Below are 17,394 nucleotides of genomic sequence, written 5' to 3'. Positions count from 1 at the left end.
TGTGGTGTCCGGCTTAGAATCGGATAGCGACACGGCCTATATATGAGGTTTTCCCATGAAAACAGGTATCCATCCTGAATATAAAGCAGTTAACGCAACTTGTTCTTGCGGCAACTCTTTCGAATTTAACTCTACTCTAGGTAAAGATTCTATCCACCTAGACGTATGTGATAAGTGCCACCCATTCTACACTGGTAAGCAACGTATCGTTGATACTGGTGGTCGTGTTGATCGCTTCAACAAACGTTTCGGTGCGCTATCAAGCAAGAAGTAATACTTTAAGTATTATTCCCGAATTTAGAAAAGGACGCTTAGGCGTCCTTTTTTCGATCTTTAGCTACCGTTGTGACTCGTTTTGTGTGTTCGTTAGATAGATTTTCTCATGGTAGTCAGTGTTATTGTTGAGATTGATATTTTTTCTCAATAATAATCGCGCTTTTTTATAAAAGTGTAATAAAATCTATATTCTTACTATTCAGTTTTACTCTCTTTGGAAAAGTACACTATGTCTGATGACAATCAACAAGAAGAATTTCGTCAAAAAGCACTCCGTTATCACTCTCATCCTGTTGCAGGAAAAATCTCAGTCGAGCTAACTAAGCCGGCTGACTCTGTTGAAGATCTTGCATTAGCATATAGCCCTGGCGTCGCTGAGCCAGTTCGAGAGATCGCTCAAGATGCAAATAACGTTTATAAGTATACAGCCAAAGGGAATATGGTTGCGGTTATCTCTAATGGTACTGCTATTTTAGGGTTGGGGAACCTAGGGCCAATGGCTTCAAAGCCAGTAATGGAAGGTAAAGCCCTTCTTTTTAAACGCTTTGCTGGTTTAGATTCCATCGATATTCAGGTAAAACACCGAACCATTGACGAGTTTGTAGAAACAGTAGCGAATATTGCGGATACATTTGGTGGCATTAACCTGGAAGATATTAAAGCACCGGACTGTTTTGAAATTGAACGTCGTTTAATTGAACGTTGTGATGTGCCTGTTTTTCATGATGACCAACATGGTACTGCGATTGTTACTGCTGCGGGTATGCTCAATGCTATCGAGTTGCAGGGTAAAGAGTTATCAGAGTCAACGATTGTTTGTCTTGGGGCTGGCGCCGCAGCGACGGCTTGTATGGAGCTATTGATCAAGTGTGGAGCTCAACGTGAGAAAATCTACATGCTTGATCGTAAAGGCGTTATCCATACTCGTCGAGACGATTTAACTGAGCATAAGAAATTGTTTGCCAGTAATACGGATAAGAGAACATTAGAAGATGTAATTACTGGTGCAGATCTATTTTTAGGTGTATCCGGTCCAGATTTGCTGCCCCAAGATGCATTAAATTTAATGGCAGATAACCCTGTAGTGTTTGCATGTTCTAATCCTGATCCTGAAATTAAACCAGAGTTAGCTCATCGTGTGCGTGATGATTTGATCATGGGTACGGGGCGTTCTGACTATCCTAATCAGGTGAATAATGTTATCTGCTTCCCGTTTTTGTTCCGTGGTGCTTTGGATGTGCGTGCCAGTGAAATCAATATCGAAATGAAACTTGCCGCAGTTGAAGCCATCCGCCAGTTGGCAAAAGAGCCCGTTCCTGAGCAAGTAAAACAAGCTGCGGGAGTGACATCATTAGAGTTTGGTAAAGAGTACATTATACCAAAACCTATGGATCCTAGATTACTTCCTCGCGTGGCTAAAGCGGTCGCACAAGCGGCGGTTGATTCTGGTGTGGCCAGAATTGATATGCCAGATGGCTATATGCTTTAAAGGGTACACAGATAATAAAATGGCCGCTCCATGGAGCGGCCATTTTATTAATTATTCTTCATCGAAGGCTTCAAACTCAATGCCCATTGCGGTCATCATTGCTTTGGCTTCTGTTGGAATATCATCCGGTCTGTCTTTTCTTAAATCTTCATCTGTTGGCAAAGGTTGCCCAGTATAAGCGTGTAGAAAAGCTTCACATAATAGTTCGCTATTGGTGGCATGTCGCAAGTTATTTACTTGGCGTCGTGTACGTTCGTCCGTCAATACTTTTAATACTTTTAATGGAATAGATACCGTGATTTTCTTAACTTGTTCACTTTTTTTTCCATGTTCTGCATAAGGACTAATGTAGTCACCATTCCAGTCTGCCATTGCGCACCTTTAAATATGAAATACTAGATAATAATTATAACTGTCGATTTTAGCTGGATTTACTGCCATAAGCAAAGACATATAGACGTCTAGAGGTATTGACGTCCTAGCTAATGGCAAGTAAAGTGCTTAATAATAAGCCTCATGATAACAAATGGCGTAATAACAGATAAGCTCAGTAGCAACAAATAAACTATAGTTTACATTACGCGTTAATTGACGCACTCAGTAAAGATATATGGAAAGGAAAACCATCTTATGACTAAACGGAAGCCAGCAACAATTGCTGTTCGCACTGGAATAGAATCTGACACGCAACACCAAGCAGTTGTTCCTCCTATCTATCTATCTACTAATTATAGTTTTCCTCATTTTGGCGATGTTCCTAAGTATGACTATACCCGCTCCGGAAATCCAAATCGAAGTCTGCTAGAGCAGGCTCTTTACGAGCTAGAATCGGGTGTAGGGGCCGTGGTCACTAACTGCGGAACATCTGCTCTAAACTTGCTTGTGTCCGCTTACTTAGGGCCAAATGATCTCATCGTTGCACCACATGATTGCTATGGTGGTACGCATAGGTTGTTCAATACACGAGCGAATAAAGGGGATTTTAACGTTGAGTTTATCGATCAATCAGATAGTACACAGCTTGATGCTGCATTAGAAAAATCGCCTAAATTAATTTTATTAGAGACGCCGTCTAATCCACTGGTTCGGGTTGTTGATATTGCAGAAATATGTGAAAAAGCGCGTAAGGTTGGAGCGCTAGTGGCAGTGGACAATACCTTTTTGACACCGATATACCAAAAGCCATTAGAACTAGGCGCTGACTTTGTTGTTCACTCAACGACCAAGTATATCAATGGCCACTCCGATGTTATTGGTGGTGTCGTGATCACGAAAAGTGAACAACATGCTGAAGAGCTCGCGTGGTGGGGAAACTGCATAGGTGCGACGGGGACTCCATTCGACAGTTACATGACACTAAGGGGAATACGAACTCTTGGTGCCAGAATGAGGCTTCATGAAGAGGGCGCTCAAAAGGTGCTGGAATTTTTGCAAATTCAAAAACAAGTCGCAAAAATATACCATCCTAGTCTGCCAGATCATCCGGGCCATGATATTGCGAAAAAACAGCAGAGTGGCTTTGGTTCCATGCTGAGTTTTGAGTATTCCGGTACAGACGATCAGTTAAAAACTTTTGTTAATGAGTTGACACTATTCTCTCTTGCAGAGTCGTTGGGCGGTGTCGAAAGCTTGATTTGTCACCCAGCTTCAATGACCCACCGAGCAATGGGAGAACAAGCGTTACAAGAGGCGGGAATTTCCCAGCAACTGTTGAGATTATCTATCGGCCTTGAAGATAGCCAAGATCTTATTGCCGATTTACAGCATGCATTCGCTGTAGTTGAGGGAGAAGCTTAGATGAGCCAAGTACGTCAGTTGCACAAGTTTGGTGGCAGTAGTCTAGCGGATCCCGAATGTTACCGACGCGTTGTGACTTTACTATCAGAGTACTCAACGGAAGAGGATTTAATCGTGGTGTCTGCAGCGGGAGACACCACCAATAAACTATTAGAGTGGTTAGCTGCCCTTAATAAAGACGGCCGATTAGCCCATGAGTTGTTGATGGACTTGCGGCAGTTTCAATCGCAATTGATTGAAGAGTTAGTGGATGATTGCGAGCCTCTTTTACAACAATTAAATAGCGAAGTCTCTGCGATTGGTGAGCTTATGGCACCACTGTCGGACGGACAAGTCGCGAATGTTCTTGGTCATGGTGAAATTTGGTCAGCTCGACTGTTAACTGCACTGCTTAACCAGAAGCAACAACCTGCTATCGCGTTGGATTCAAGGCTGTTTCTGCGTGCAGAAAAAGGCACGCAACCTGAAGTGGATAGAAAACGCTCTAGACCTTTGCTGGTTGAGACGTTAGCACAGCATTCTCATCATAAGTTGGTTATTACAGGTTTTATGGCGCAGAGCGCGTCAGGCGAAACGGTACTGTTGGGACGAAACGGTTCGGATTATTCCGCCACCATTATCGGTGCACTTGCTGATGCTTGTAGAGTGACGATTTGGAGTGATGTCGCCGGTGTGTACAGTGCTGATCCGCGTAAAGTGAAAGATGCCTGTTTGTTGCCTTTGTTAAGGTTAGATGAAGCGAGTGAACTTGCTCGGCTTGCGGCTCCTGTATTGCATAGCCGGACATTACAACCTGTGGCACAGAGCGCAATGGATCTCGACCTAAGATGCAGCTATCAACCTGAAGCGGGCTCAACAAGAATCGAACGTGTACTTGCCTCTGGCCGTGGCGCAAAAATCATCACGTCATTAGACGAAGTGTTATTGATTGAACTTAATATTGGTCATGCGCACGACTTTGATCGAGCGCAGGGCGAGATCTTAAGCAGCTTACAGAGAGCACAACTGCAACCTTTAGCGTTTGATATTCAGCCTGATCAAGGGGAGATATTGTTAGCCTATACCTCCGAGCTTGTTGGTGGTGCATTGGCGTTTCTTCAAGACGCGGCCATAGAGGGAGAGATTCGTCTAAGAGAAGGCTACAGCATGGTCGGGGCAGTGGGTGCTGGCGTAACGGGTAACCCGATTCACAGTCACGGTTTTTATCAGCAACTTAAAAATTGTCCGGTTGAGTTTATTTGCCAAGCCGAATCAGGATTAAGTGTGGTGGCTGTATTGAGAAAGGTCGACAGCTCTCAATTGGTGCAAGGGATCCATCGACAGCTTTTCCAAGCACAGAAGAGAGTCGGCTTAGTGTTGTGTGGCAAAGGCAATATAGGTTCTAGCTGGTTAGAGTTGTTTGCTAAGCAGAAAGAAGAGCTGGAAAAACGTCGCGGTATGAGTTTTGATTTGATCGCGGTTGTCACTAGTCAGCGCTATTTTATGAACCTAGAAGGACTTGATGTTCATGCCGCACTCAATCAGTACCAAGACGAGGCAATAGAACATGATGGGCATGATTGGATAGAGAAGCTCTCGCATCAGCAAGAGTATGATGAAGTGATTGTTCTTGATGTGACGGCAAGTCATCAGATTGCTCATAAGTATCCAGATATTGCAGAAAAAGGATTACACCTGATTTCTGCTAACAAAGTAGCAGGCTCTTCTTCTAGCGAGTTTTATTATAAAACTCAGAATGCCTTTCAAAAAACAGGTCGCCACTGGTTATACAATGCCACGGTAGGTGCAGGGTTACCGGTAAATCATACCGTGCGGGATTTGCGTGAAAGTGGAGACAATATCGTTGCTCTGTCGGGTATTTTCTCTGGGACACTCTCTTGGTTATTTCAGCAGTTTGATGGTTCGATAGCGTTTCATGAGTTAATGGAGTTAGCGTGGCAACAAGGCTTAACTGAACCTGACCCTCGAACGGATCTGGATGGCTCCGATGTGATGAGGAAGTTGGTTATTTTAACCAGAGAGTCAGGGTTAAGTATTGAACCTGAGAATGTCAAAGTAGAAAGCTTGGTTCCTGAAGAGCTGAACGATCTGACTATTGATGAGTTTTTTGACCAGAGTGAGCTATTGAGTGATATTTTGGCTAAACGGTTAGCCAAAGCGCAGCGTGAAGATAAAGTGCTGCGTTATGTGGCTAGGCTGGAGAAGAATGGTCAAGCATCTGTTGGTATTGAAGCCCTTAATCGAGATCACGCCCTTGCCAACTTGCTGCCATGTGACAATATTTTTGCTATTGAGAGTCACTGGTATAAAGACAACCCTTTAGTCATTCGAGGGCCAGGAGCAGGACGAGCAGTAACCGCTGGTGCTATTCAATCGGATATTAATCGCTTGTCGAGTTTATTTTAATCAATATGGATGTCTAACATCTGAGGCCAGCATTTCTTTTTTGAAAGGCTGGTCGCCTCAATCTGTCGATTTGTTGTTATTTACATGTTGACATTGATCACAATTCAATTCATTCTATAGACATATGGACGTCTAAACGTCGAATGGAATTAGCGAATTTCTTATTTTAAGGGCAGGGAGCAAGCCATGAGTTATACACACGCCAGCCACCTAGATGCATTAAATCAAAATATTGCTGAGTTAGGTGATATTAATGTCTCGTTTGAATTTTTTCCGCCAAGCAGCGAAAAGATGGAAGAGACGCTGTGGAACTCAGTTCATCGCCTTAAAAAATTACAGCCTAAATTTGTTTCGGTTACTTATGGTGCAAATTCTGGTGAACGAGACAGAACACACTCCATCATAAAAGAGATCAAAGACCAGACAGGTCTTGTTGCCGCACCGCATTTAACCTGCATTGATGCGAGTCGTGATGAGTTGATTACCATTGCGAATGACTATTGGCAAAATGGGATTAAAAACATTGTTGCACTACGTGGTGATATTCCGGCTGGTGGTGGTGTTCCAGAAATGTATGCGTCTAATTTGGTTGAGTTACTTAAAGAGCAACACGATTTTGATATTTCAGTAGCTGCTTTCCCAGAGGTGCACCCAGAAGCGAAAAGTGCGCAATCAGATTTACTTAATTTAAAGCGTAAAGTGGATGCCGGAGCGAATCGTGCTATCACGCAGTTTTTCTTTGATGTTGAAAGTTACCTAAGATTTCGTGATCGCTGCGTCTCGGCAGGAATTGATGTTGAAATAGTACCGGGTATTTTGCCAGTATCGAATTTTCAGCAAGCTTCGCGCTTTGCCAAAATGAACAATGTAAAAATTCCGGGATGGATGGCACAACAGTTTGAAGGCTTAGATGAAGATCCTACCACTCGTCAATTGTTGGGGGCTAGTCAGGCGATAGACATGGTAAGAATTTTAAGCCGGGAAGGGGTAAAAGATTTCCACTTTTATACTTTGAATCGAGCTGAGATGACTTACGCATTATGTCATACCCTTGGGGTAAGACCGACCGTATAATAGTAGGGTAAGCTAACCGTTATTCGAGCAATGATGGTTTTAGTTTATTGTGAAAAAGAGTAATCAAGGCTCGTAAGCATGACTTATGAGCCTTGATTGCTAGTAGAACCGCATTAGTTCATGCTTTTTAGCTCATGCTTTTAAGTTCAGCTTGAACCTCTTCCGCCCAACTCACCCATGCTTCACGCATAAATAGGTTACGACGAAGTGTTAATCTTTCTAAACGAGCAGACTTATCTAAGCTAGCAGGATTTGCATATTGCTCAGCTTCAATCTCGTTATAGTGCTTGATTAACTGCTTTGATTCTTCAATCAATGCTGATACTTGTTCTTCGAATGTCGCGCTTGGTTCAATAGCACAAGCCATTAACTTAGCACTAAACTCATCTCGAACAGTGGGTTGAATTGTTGGCTGCTCAAACCATTCGCCTAATGCTTTTCGACCTTCATCAGTAATGGAATAAACCTTACGATCTGGTTTTCCTTCTTGAGGTTGAAGTACACATGTGACGAGTGCATTTTGAGCCATTTTATTTAGCTCTCTATATACTTGCTGGTGGCTTGCTCGCCAGAAGTATCCGATGCTATATGAAAACTCTTTTGTTATGTCGTATCCGGTAGCATCACGAGTGCTTAGAACGGTTAAGATTACGTGTGGTAATGACATGTCTTAAATCCAATTAAAAAGTAAATTGTAAATTTATTGTTTAACTGCGTTTGTGCTTCTATGTCACGAATATAATTGCAGTTTAAACTAGTCCACTCAAATTAACTTGAATGGTCATATCACCTTCACATTTGCCGTTAATCACCTAGGAATTGAAAGAGTGAATCTCTTTCTAATCTGTGCCTTTATGAATTTAGTATAGTATATATGGCGGCACAGAGGGGCATAAGCATACCATTAAATATGCACCAAGGAATATTCGGTGAGCGCATTTTGCTTGAAAAGCTGACAAACCTCTCAATAAGAGAAATTTCTGTTTTGAATAAAGCAAGAGTTGCCACTGTGAACGTCTATTTATCGAGTCACACTGGTGGGTATTGGTGGAGAGGGCAAAGCTAAAAAACAGATTATTTAGCTTTGCCCGTTTAACGGTTATCGATTCAGCTTAACCGGTATTACGCATGCCAGCGGCAATGCCTGCAATGGTTACCATTAGTGCTTCTTCGAGTTCCGGTGATGGGTTCTCTGTTTGACGAGTTCTATATAATAGCTCTGCTTGCAGAATGTTCATCGGCAGTACATAGATATTACGAAGGCGAATAGACTCAAGTCCCCAAGGGTTACTTTGCATTAAGTTCTCGTTGTTCTCGACATTCAATACCGTTTTAATATCACTTTGTAGCTGCGCTCTTAATTGATCGCCTAAGCGCCACAATGACTTGTCAGTTAATCTCTGATCATAATAACGAGAAATCTCAATATTGGATTTCGAGTAAACCATCTCTAGCATACCTAAGCGGGTAGAGAAAAATGGCCATTCACGACACATCTCTTCCAATAGGTTTTGATGCCCTTTATCGATAGAGTACTGAATGGATTCACCGGCACCAAGCCAAGCTGGCAGAACTAAGCGGTTTTGACTCCAAGAGAAGATCCATGGAATCGCTCTTAAGCTCTCTACCCCACCATTTGGGTTTCGTTTTGATGGACGAGAGCCAAGTGGTAGTTTGCCGAGTTCTTGCTCCGGAGTGGTTGCTCGGAAGTAAGGAACAAAGTCCGGTTCTCCTCGTACTACTTTTCGGTATGACTCACAAGAGACTTCTGACAGCACGTCCATCAGGTCACGCCATTCCTGCTTTGGCTGAGGTGGTGGTAGTAAATTTGCTTCAAGTATTGCACTGGCGTAGAGATTAAAGCTATTTACGGCGACATCAGGTAAACCAAGTTTGAAGCGAATCATTTCTCCTTGCTCAGTAACGCGAAGGCCACCTTTTAAGCTCTTCGGTGGTTGAGACAGTAGTGCGGCATGTGCTGGCGCCCCTCCTCGACCAATCGTTCCTCCACGGCCGTGGAAAAGAGTGAGTTCAATACCTTCTTGTTCGCACACTTCAACTAATGCGTCCATCGCACTGTACTGCGCCCAACCAGCAGACATAACGCCGGCGTCTTTAGCTGAGTCAGAGTAACCAATCATCACCATTTGATGCCCCTGAATAAAGCCACGATACCAGTCGATACTGAGTAGCTGCTTAATCACGGTTTCTGAGTGATTGAGATCATCTAAGGTTTCAAACAGTGGGCAAACATCCATGCGGAACTGACAACCAGACTCTCGTAATAGCAGATGGACCGCTAATACATCAGAGGCTGTTTTTGCCATGGATATGACATATGAACCAAATGCATCGCGAGATTGACCTGCAATCGTCCTACAGGTGTCCAAAACCTCCTGAACCGGTTCTGAAGGCTGCCAGTCACGAGGTAAAAGTGGACGTTTTGAGCTTAGTTCATTAACAAGGAAGGATATCTTGTCGTTCTCGCTCCACTGGTTGTAGTCGCCAATACCCAAGTATCGAGTGAGCTCTGATAATACGTCTGAGTGGCGAGTACTTTCTTGTCGAATATCTAAGCGAACAAGGTGGATGCCAAATGCTTTAACTCTGCGAAGTGTATCTAACAGTGAGCCATCAGCAATGACGCCCATTCCGCATTGATGTAGCGATTGGTAACACGCGTAGAGAGGAACCCAAAGCTGATCTATGTGAGTAATAATCGCTTTGTTTGGAACTTCAGTGCCGTTGATCTTGGCATCTAACACTTCCAGTGTGTCGATTAGCTGAGTTCGAATCTCTTTTAAAATTGCTCTATAAGGTTCGTGAGCATCACCAGCAAGTTCACGCAGTTCATCGGTGCAGTCGATCATCGACAGTTCACTGACTAACTCTTGAATGTCATTAAGGTAGAGATCCGCCGCTTTCCAACGAGATAAATGCAATACTTCGTGAGTGATGGTGTGGGTTACAAACGGGTTACCGTCGCGATCGCCTCCCATCCATGATGAAAAGTGCACCGGACGCGCATCAATAGGGAGTCCTTCACCTAAATATTCAGTGACTTTGTGGTTTAACTCTCTTAGAAAGTCAGGCACCGCTTGCCATAGTGAGTTTTCTACCACGGCAAAACCCCATTTAGCTTCATCTAATGGAGAAGGGCGTTGCTTTCTCATATCATCTGAATGCCAAGATTGAGCAATCAACTGTTCTAAACGACGTTCATTGTTACGACGCTCTTTACTGGATAGATCAGTAAGCTCCAATTGAGATAAACAGCGATTTATCTTCACCAGCTTATTGATCATGGTACGACGGGCAATTTCCGTCGGATGAGCAGTCAGTACCAGTTCAATATTTAGATCTTTTATTGACTGGGCGGCATCCAGTTTGCTGATTTTATTTTCAGTCAGCTTAGAAAACAGCGAGTTGATCGCGTCTGGTTCACAAACATTGGCGTCGCAATGTCTTGAAATGGTGTGATATTGCTCAGCGATATTGGTTAAGTTGAGGAACTGATTAAACGCACGGGCAACAGGGTTTAACTGTTCGTCTGTTAATGCTGAAATCTCTTTGATTAAAGCATCTCGTGCTTGGGTGTCATTATCGCGTTCTGCTGACTTAGAGAGTTGGCGAATACGCTCAACTTGTTGCAGCATCTCATCGCCATGTGCATTTTTAATGGTTGTGCCAAGTAGTTGGCCCAACATACGCACATTGCCTTTTAAAGCAGAGTATTGTTCGTTCATTCTATTCCTGCCTGGTAATTAAATTACAGTGTCTTGTCCTTGATATCTAAACAATCTAGCTAATTTCTGCCTACTGAGTCAAATAAAGCGCATCTCATAATGGTTTTAATTCACTTTATTTGATTATGGTCATTTGTTAATCGTTTTCATAAAGTGATTCTGAAATAAAATTTCAGAATCACTCGTGAGATATGGAGAAAAGCAGTGATATTATTACAGTTTCAGATGATTAAGGTTAAAAACAGTACTGCCTAATCGCTTTTGCGAGGATATTGGTTGTTGGTTCAATATACTCAAAAGCTAAAAACTCATCAGGCTGGTGGGCTTGATCTATTGAGCCTGGACCGAGAACAAGAGTGGGACAGAGCTGCTGTAAAAATGGAGCTTCCGTACAGTAGTTGACGGTTTCTGAGTCAACTCCGCATATGTTCTCCATTCCGGTTATTAATGGGCTGTCTGAGCACTCATAGCCGGGAATAGGCTCATGAAGCGGAGTAATGGTGATTCTATCTGGCCATTTGCTTTCTAACTCTTTTAACGCACCTCGTAACATATTATCCAAACCATCTAGGCTAATTCCCGGTAACGGTCGAACATCATAATGAAGTTCACAACAGCCACAGATGCGGTTAGCGCTATCTCCGCCATGAATATGACCAAGATTAAGAGTAGGGGATGGAATAGCAAACCCTGGATGATGGTACTCTTTCACTAGCTTATCTCTAAGCTGCATTAACGAAAACAGTATCTCATGCATGATCTCAATAGCATTGACGCCAAGGGAAGGATCTGAGGAGTGGCCTGATTTGCCTGTTACCCGAATCGCATTGGCGACGTGCCCTTTATGTCCGCGAATTGGTACCAAGCTAGTTGGCTCACCAATAATGCAGTAGTCCGGTTGTATTGTTGTCTGCTCTGTAAAATGACGAGCACCTAGCATGGTGGTCTCCTCATCACAGGTGGCAAGAATATAAACAGGTTTTGTTTGCGTTTTCCAATCCACTTTTTTTACAGCTTCAATAATAAAAGCAAAAAAGCCCTTCATATCTGCAGTGCCTAACCCATAAAAGCGGTTATTTGATTCGGTGAGAGCATGAGGATCAAAATTCCAACGTCCTTGATCAAATGGAACAGTGTCAGTATGGCCTGCTAAAAGTAGCCCGCCATCACCGCTTCCTCGTTTAGCAAGTAAGTTAAATTTGCCTTTTGCCACCTTTTCTACTTCAACATCGAAATCTAAGTCCTTAAGCCAATTGGCTAAAAGTTCGATAACTTTGCTGTTTCCTTCATCCCAGCTAGGGTCTGTAGAGCTAATTGATGAGGTAGAAATGAGCCCTCTATAGACATCAGTAAACTTAGGTATTTTCATATTATCTTCACTTCCCCTATTGACAGATAACCGATAAGACGATACAAAGCATATTAAATCATTATTTATGAATAAAAAACCGGATAATGATGCTTTTTAGGTATTAATAGTCATTTTAGACTTTGCTTATTTTTCTAATTTTATGAGTGTTATGAGATGTTAAAAACCACAATTATCGGCGCTAGCGGTTATACAGGAGCAGAACTCGCTCTTTTAGTAACAAAACACCCTGAGCTCAAGCTAACAGGTTTGTATGTTTCCGCCAATAGTATAGACGCAGATAAATCTGTCGGGAGCTTACACAATAAGCTTGCTGGCGTTGTGGATATGCCTGTCAAAGCACTTACTGATGTTCATTCTGTTGCTAAATCGTCTGATGTGGTTTTCTTAGCTACTGCACATGAAGTGAGCCATGATCTTGCCCCGGTCTTCTTGGCGGAAGGGTGTCAGGTATTTGATCTATCGGGTGCCTATCGTGTGAATCACAGTGATTTTTATCAAGACTATTACGGTTTTGAGCATAAACATTCAGATTTGTTGGATAAAGCGGTTTATGGATTAGCTGAGTGGAATGAAGAGCAGATCAAGCAGTCTGATCTTATCGCTGTTGCCGGTTGCTATCCCACTGCGTCCCAACTGGCCATCAAACCACTTGTTGAAATGAATTTTCTCGATCTAAACCAGTGGCCTGTCATCAATGCAGTTAGTGGCGTGTCAGGCGCAGGCCGTAAAGCCAGCATGGTAAACAGTTTTTGCGAAGTGAGTTTACAACCATACGGACTGTTTACCCATCGTCATCAACCTGAGATAGCTAATCACCTTGGTTGTGACGTCATATTTACTCCCCACCTTGGTAATTTCAAAAGAGGCATTTTGGCCACGATTACAATGAAGTTGGCCAATGGGGTGTCGGAAGCTGACGTTAATAATGCTTTCGATAAAGCCTATAAGAATCAACCTGCTGTTCGGGTGAAATATCAACAATTACCTGCGATACAAGATGTAGAGAGCACACCTTACTGCGACATCGGCTGGAAGGTCCAAGGTGAGCACATCATCGTAGTATCAGCAATAGACAATCTTTTAAAGGGTGCATCGAGTCATGCGATGCAGTGTTTAAACCTTCGTAACGGCTTTATGCCGCTTACTTCACTTTTGTGAGAATGAAAATGACCAAAAAACTAAAACCATTAGTGATTAAGTTGGGCGGCGCTGCACTTTCGAGCACGGACACCCTTGGAAAGCTTTTTCACGCCATTAAAGAGTACCAACGACAAGCCGAGCGCGACCTAGTGATTGTACATGGTGGTGGATATTTGGTTGATGAGCTGATGAAGAAGCTACAACTGGATACCGTAAAGAAAAATGGCCTACGTGTTACACCTTATGAGCAAATTCCAGAAATCGCGGGAGCGCTGGCAGGAACCGCCAATAAGTTATTACAAGGCGAAGCGATAAAAAACGGTTTGAACGCGGTTGGTTTATGCCTAGCTGACGGCGGCCTATGTAAGGTTGAGCAACTTGATGAAGAGCTCGGTGCAGTGGGTAAAGCAACACCCGGAAATTCTGCCATGGTTCAGGCTATTTTGAACCTAGGTTCAGTGCCTATCATCAGCTCTATCGGTTTGACTGATAAGGGCCAGATGATGAACGTAAATGCCGATCAAGCAGCGGTAGCCGTTGCTGGCTCTTTGGATGCAGAGTTAGTGCTGCTATCTGATGTTAGCGGTGTATTGGATGGAAAAGGCCACTTACTTGCTAACTTAAGCCAAAGCGAAGCAGATAGCTTGATTCAAGGGAAAGTGATTACAGACGGCATGATAGTGAAAGTTCAGGCTGCTTTACAGGCGGCCAATGAACTAGGTAGGCCGATTGAAGTGGCAACATGGCGCTACCCTGAAAAATTAACCGAATTATTTTCAGGTAAGAGCATTGGTACCCAGTTCTTACCTCAGTAAACAGATTTGTATAAGCAAATTGGATATTAAATAGATAAATGGATTTATAACCCGAGTAACTGACCGCCAGTGCAGTAACGGGATTAGGAGAGAAAAATGAGTCAAGTTAAAGTAAATAAAGTAGTCGTAGCCTATTCCGGCGGTCTAGATACATCAGTAATCATTCCGTGGCTTAAAGAGAATTATGATTGTGAAGTTGTCGCTTTTGTTGCCGATGTTGGCCAAGGTGATGAAGAACTTGAAGGTGTCGAAGAGAAAGCTATCGCTTCTGGTGCATCTGAAGTGTATATCGCGGATTTAAAAGAGCAAATGGTGGCGGATTATATCTACCCATCATTGAAAACCGGTGCTGTGTACGAAGGTAAATACCTTCTTGGTACCTCTATGGCGCGTCCAATTATCGCCAAAGCGCAAGTGGAATGTGCTCGTAAAGTGAATGCAGATGCGCTAGCTCATGGTTGTACAGGTAAAGGAAATGATCAGGTACGTTTTGAGAGTGCTTTCGCAGCGCTTGCCCCTGATTTGCATGTTATTGCTCCTTGGCGTGAGTGGGACTTAGTCAGCCGTGAAGAGTGTTTAGACTATCTGGCTGAGCGTAATATTCCTTGTTCTGCTTCTTTAACTAAAATTTATTCGCGTGATGCCAATGCTTGGCACATCTCCACTGAGGGTGGCGTACTTGAAGAGACATGGAATGCTCCTAATGACGATTGCTGGGCATGGACAAACAGTCCTGAGCAAGCGCCAAATGAAGCGGAATATGTCTCTATTAAAGTAGAGAAAGGTGAAATTGTAGAAGTGGATGGTGAAGCAATGACACCATACAACACTTTAATGTACCTAAATGAAAAGGGTGCGAAACACGGTATTGGTCGTATTGATATCGTTGAAAACCGTCTAGTAGGGATGAAATCTCGTGGTTGTTACGAAACTCCCGGTGGCACCATAATGATGGAAGCGTTGCGTTCTGTAGAGCAGCTTGTTTTGGATAAAAGCTCTTATGAGTTCCGTGAAGAACTTGGAATCAAAGCCGCACACCTAATTTATGATGGCCGTTGGTTTACGCCTTTGTGTAAGTCTATTCTTGCTGCAACAGAAGAACTGGCGCAAGATGTTAACGGTGAGGTGGTGATTAAGCTTTATAAAGGTCATGCAACAGCGACTCAAAAACGTTCTAATAACAGTTTATACTGTGAGCGTTTTGCAACATTTGGTGAAGATGATGTGTATGACCAAAGTCATGCCGCTGGATTTATCCGTCTTTACTCGTTAGCTAGTCGAATTCGTACTCTAAACACTCAAAAGTAACCATTCAGTATTGGCCGCCGTGCCTATAGGCACGGCGTCTATCAGATAAAAGACATAATTAAAGAACACGCGGAAAGCGAGCAGGAGATAAACAATGGCATTATGGGGCGGAAGATTTACCCAAGCAGCAGATACTCGGTTTAAAGAATTCAATGATTCATTGCGCTTTGATTACCGATTGGCTGAGCAAGACATTGTTGGCTCAATTGCGTGGTCAAAAGCATTATTGTCAGTCAATGTACTGTCTGAGCAAGAGCAGCAGACATTAGAGTCTGCGCTTAATGAACTTCATGGTGAAGTGCAGCAAGATCCTCGTCAGATTTTACAGTCGGATGCCGAAGATATTCATAGCTGGGTCGAACAGAAGCTAATTGGAAAAGTAGGGGACTTAGGTAAGAAGCTCCATACTGGCCGTTCTCGTAATGACCAAGTCGCCACAGATTTAAAACTTTGGTGTCGTCAACAGGGGCAACAACTTCTTATTGCGTTAGACCGATTACAAAACCACTTGGTTGAAGTGGCGGCAATGCATCAAGATACGGTACTGCCGGGATATACGCATTTGCAACGTGCTCAACCCGTGACTTTTGCTCACTGGTGTTTAGCCTATGTCGAGATGTTTGAACGTGACCACTCTCGTTTAGGTGATGCTATTCATCGTCTTGATACCTGTCCTTTGGGTTCAGGAGCATTAGCGGGAACCGCATATCCAATGGATCGTGAAGAGCTGGCTAAAGATTTGGGCTTTCACCGAGCAACCCGTAACAGTTTAGATTCTGTATCGGATCGCGACCATGTCATGGAGTTAATGTCCATTGCTTCAATTTCTATGTTGCACTTGTCTCGTCTGGCTGAAGATATGATTTTTTATAACTCAGGTGAGTCCAACTTTATTGAGCTGGCAGATACGGTGACATCAGGTTCATCTCTGATGCCACAAAAGAAAAACCCTGATGCACTTGAGTTGATCCGTGGTAAATGTGGTCGAGTATACGGTGCAATGTCAGCGATGATGATGACGGTTAAAGCGTTACCTTTAGCGTATAACAAAGATATGCAAGAGGATAAAGAAGGCTTATTTGATGCACTAGATACATGGAACGACTGCATTGAAATGGCGGTACTCTGCTTTGAAGGTTTGAATGTTAATAAAGAGCGTACCTTGGAAGCGGCTAAACAAGGCTATGCCAATGCTACCGAATTAGCAGATTACCTTGTCGCGAAAGGCATTCCATTCCGTGAAGCGCACCATATTGTTGGAGTGGCGGTAGTTGGAGCGATAGAGAAAGGTTGTGCATTAGAAGAGCTGACTCTTGAAGAGTTACAAACATTTTCTGCTAGCATCGAACAAGATGTTTATAGCATTTTAACCATTGAATCTTGTCTTGAGAAACGTTCTGCCTTGGGCGGGGTATCACCAAAACAAGTTCAATATGCGGTATCTCAGGCTCAGCAACGATTAAGTAAGCGCGATACCTCCGGTGTTAAAGTAAGGGGCGCACGTTTAACGGATATTGATGTACTAGAGAGCATGGTGACTTACGGTGCAAGTATTGGTGAGAATTTACCCATCTCTCGTAGTGAACTAAATAGAAGCATTGGCTCGTTTGCGGTTCTAGAACATCAGGGTACGGTTATCGGTTGTGCATCCTTGTACGTGTATGATTCGGGTTTGGCTGAGATACGCTCATTGAGTATTGAAGCAGGATGGCACGATCACGGTGCGACCATCGTTCAATATGTGATTGAAAAAGCCAAGCAGATGGCGATAGAAAAAGTGTTTGTATTAACGCGAACGCCAGAGTTTTTCATTCGCCAGAACTTTATTGCGACATCAAAGAGTTTGTTACCAGAAAAAGTACTAAAAGATTGTGAACAGTGCCCAAGGATCCACGCATGCGATGAAGTGGCGGTGGAGATCGAACTATCGGATCGTTTAATTGCTCGTTCAAGTGTTGCGTAATTAATTGA

At 43.2% G+C, this 17,394-nt stretch carries 13 protein-coding genes; 9 read left to right on the top strand and 4 right to left on the bottom strand.

Annotated elements, in window-relative coordinates; translation table 11 throughout:
* Nucleotides 1–55: 55 nt before the first annotated feature.
* Both rpmE and F0227_RS08450 read left to right on the top strand, forming a co-directional pair.
* Nucleotides 56–274, top strand: coding sequence for a 50S ribosomal protein L31 (gene rpmE, locus F0227_RS08455; RefSeq protein WP_171752755.1), 219 nt, complete (start codon nucleotides 56–58; stop codon nucleotides 272–274).
* Nucleotides 275–505: 231 nt separating this feature from the next.
* A complete protein-coding gene (locus tag F0227_RS08450) occupies nucleotides 506–1,765 on the top strand; it encodes a malic enzyme-like NAD(P)-binding protein (protein ID WP_171752754.1) in 1,260 nt (419 codons plus the stop codon).
* 51 nt (nucleotides 1,766–1,816) lie between these two features.
* Here the strand turns inward: F0227_RS08450 and metJ are convergent, their stop codons facing one another.
* Nucleotides 1,817–2,137: a met regulon transcriptional regulator MetJ gene (gene metJ, locus F0227_RS08445; RefSeq protein ID WP_171752753.1), complete on the bottom strand. Its 321-nt coding sequence runs from the start codon at nucleotides 2,135–2,137 to the stop codon at nucleotides 1,817–1,819.
* A 258-nt stretch (nucleotides 2,138–2,395) separates the two neighbouring features.
* Between metJ and F0227_RS08440 the strand changes: the two genes are divergently transcribed.
* The 3 genes from F0227_RS08440 to metF all read left to right on the top strand — a co-directional run bounded on the left by F0227_RS08440 (nucleotide 2,396) and on the right by metF (nucleotide 7,042).
* Nucleotides 2,396–3,562, top strand: a complete 1,167-nt coding sequence (locus F0227_RS08440) for an O-succinylhomoserine (thiol)-lyase (RefSeq protein ID WP_171752752.1) — start codon at nucleotides 2,396–2,398, stop codon at nucleotides 3,560–3,562.
* On the top strand, nucleotides 3,563–5,968 hold the full coding sequence (locus tag F0227_RS08435; RefSeq protein WP_171752751.1) for a bifunctional aspartate kinase/homoserine dehydrogenase II: 2,406 nt from the start codon (nucleotides 3,563–3,565) through the stop codon (nucleotides 5,966–5,968).
* A 186-nt stretch (nucleotides 5,969–6,154) separates the two neighbouring features.
* The gene (metF, locus tag F0227_RS08430) at nucleotides 6,155–7,042 is read left to right on the top strand and encodes a methylenetetrahydrofolate reductase (RefSeq protein ID WP_171752750.1); all 888 of its coding nucleotides are present in this window, start codon (nucleotides 6,155–6,157) and stop codon (nucleotides 7,040–7,042) included.
* Nucleotides 7,043–7,169: 127 nt separating this feature from the next.
* Here metF and F0227_RS08425 read toward each other — a convergent pair whose 3' ends face one another.
* The 3 genes from F0227_RS08425 to argE all read right to left on the bottom strand — a co-directional run bounded on the left by F0227_RS08425 (nucleotide 7,170) and on the right by argE (nucleotide 12,157).
* Complete coding sequence (locus tag F0227_RS08425) at nucleotides 7,170–7,709, bottom strand: PadR family transcriptional regulator (RefSeq protein ID WP_171752749.1); 540 nt, start codon at nucleotides 7,707–7,709, stop codon at nucleotides 7,170–7,172.
* A gap of 445 nt (nucleotides 7,710–8,154) precedes the next feature.
* Nucleotides 8,155–10,788: a phosphoenolpyruvate carboxylase gene (gene ppc, locus F0227_RS08420; RefSeq protein WP_171752748.1), complete on the bottom strand. Its 2,634-nt coding sequence runs from the start codon at nucleotides 10,786–10,788 to the stop codon at nucleotides 8,155–8,157.
* Between the two features lie 235 nt (nucleotides 10,789–11,023).
* Complete coding sequence (gene argE / locus F0227_RS08415; protein WP_171752747.1) at nucleotides 11,024–12,157, bottom strand: acetylornithine deacetylase; 1,134 nt, start codon at nucleotides 12,155–12,157, stop codon at nucleotides 11,024–11,026.
* Nucleotides 12,158–12,313: 156 nt separating this feature from the next.
* Here argE and argC point away from each other — a divergent pair, with 156 nt between their 5' ends.
* From argC to argH, 4 genes are all read left to right on the top strand, one after another.
* The gene (gene argC / locus F0227_RS08410; protein ID WP_171752746.1) at nucleotides 12,314–13,318 is read left to right on the top strand and encodes an N-acetyl-gamma-glutamyl-phosphate reductase; all 1,005 of its coding nucleotides are present in this window, start codon (nucleotides 12,314–12,316) and stop codon (nucleotides 13,316–13,318) included.
* An 8-nt stretch (nucleotides 13,319–13,326) separates the two neighbouring features.
* A complete protein-coding gene (gene argB / locus F0227_RS08405; protein ID WP_171752745.1) occupies nucleotides 13,327–14,115 on the top strand; it encodes an acetylglutamate kinase in 789 nt (262 codons plus the stop codon).
* A 96-nt stretch (nucleotides 14,116–14,211) separates the two neighbouring features.
* Nucleotides 14,212–15,423, top strand: a complete 1,212-nt coding sequence (locus F0227_RS08400; RefSeq protein WP_171752744.1) for an argininosuccinate synthase — start codon at nucleotides 14,212–14,214, stop codon at nucleotides 15,421–15,423.
* Nucleotides 15,424–15,517: 94 nt separating this feature from the next.
* Nucleotides 15,518–17,386 (top strand): argininosuccinate lyase, encoded by a 1,869-nt coding sequence (argH, locus tag F0227_RS08395; RefSeq protein WP_171752743.1) that lies wholly within the window; start codon nucleotides 15,518–15,520, stop codon nucleotides 17,384–17,386.
* Nucleotides 17,387–17,394 lie beyond the last annotated feature (8 nt).

Source organism: Vibrio sp. 99-8-1, assembly GCF_013114595.1.
GTDB lineage: Bacteria > Pseudomonadota > Gammaproteobacteria > Enterobacterales > Vibrionaceae > Vibrio.
Note: the sequence above shows the minus strand (reverse complement) of the source record. Positions and strands in the feature narration are given on the sequence as shown.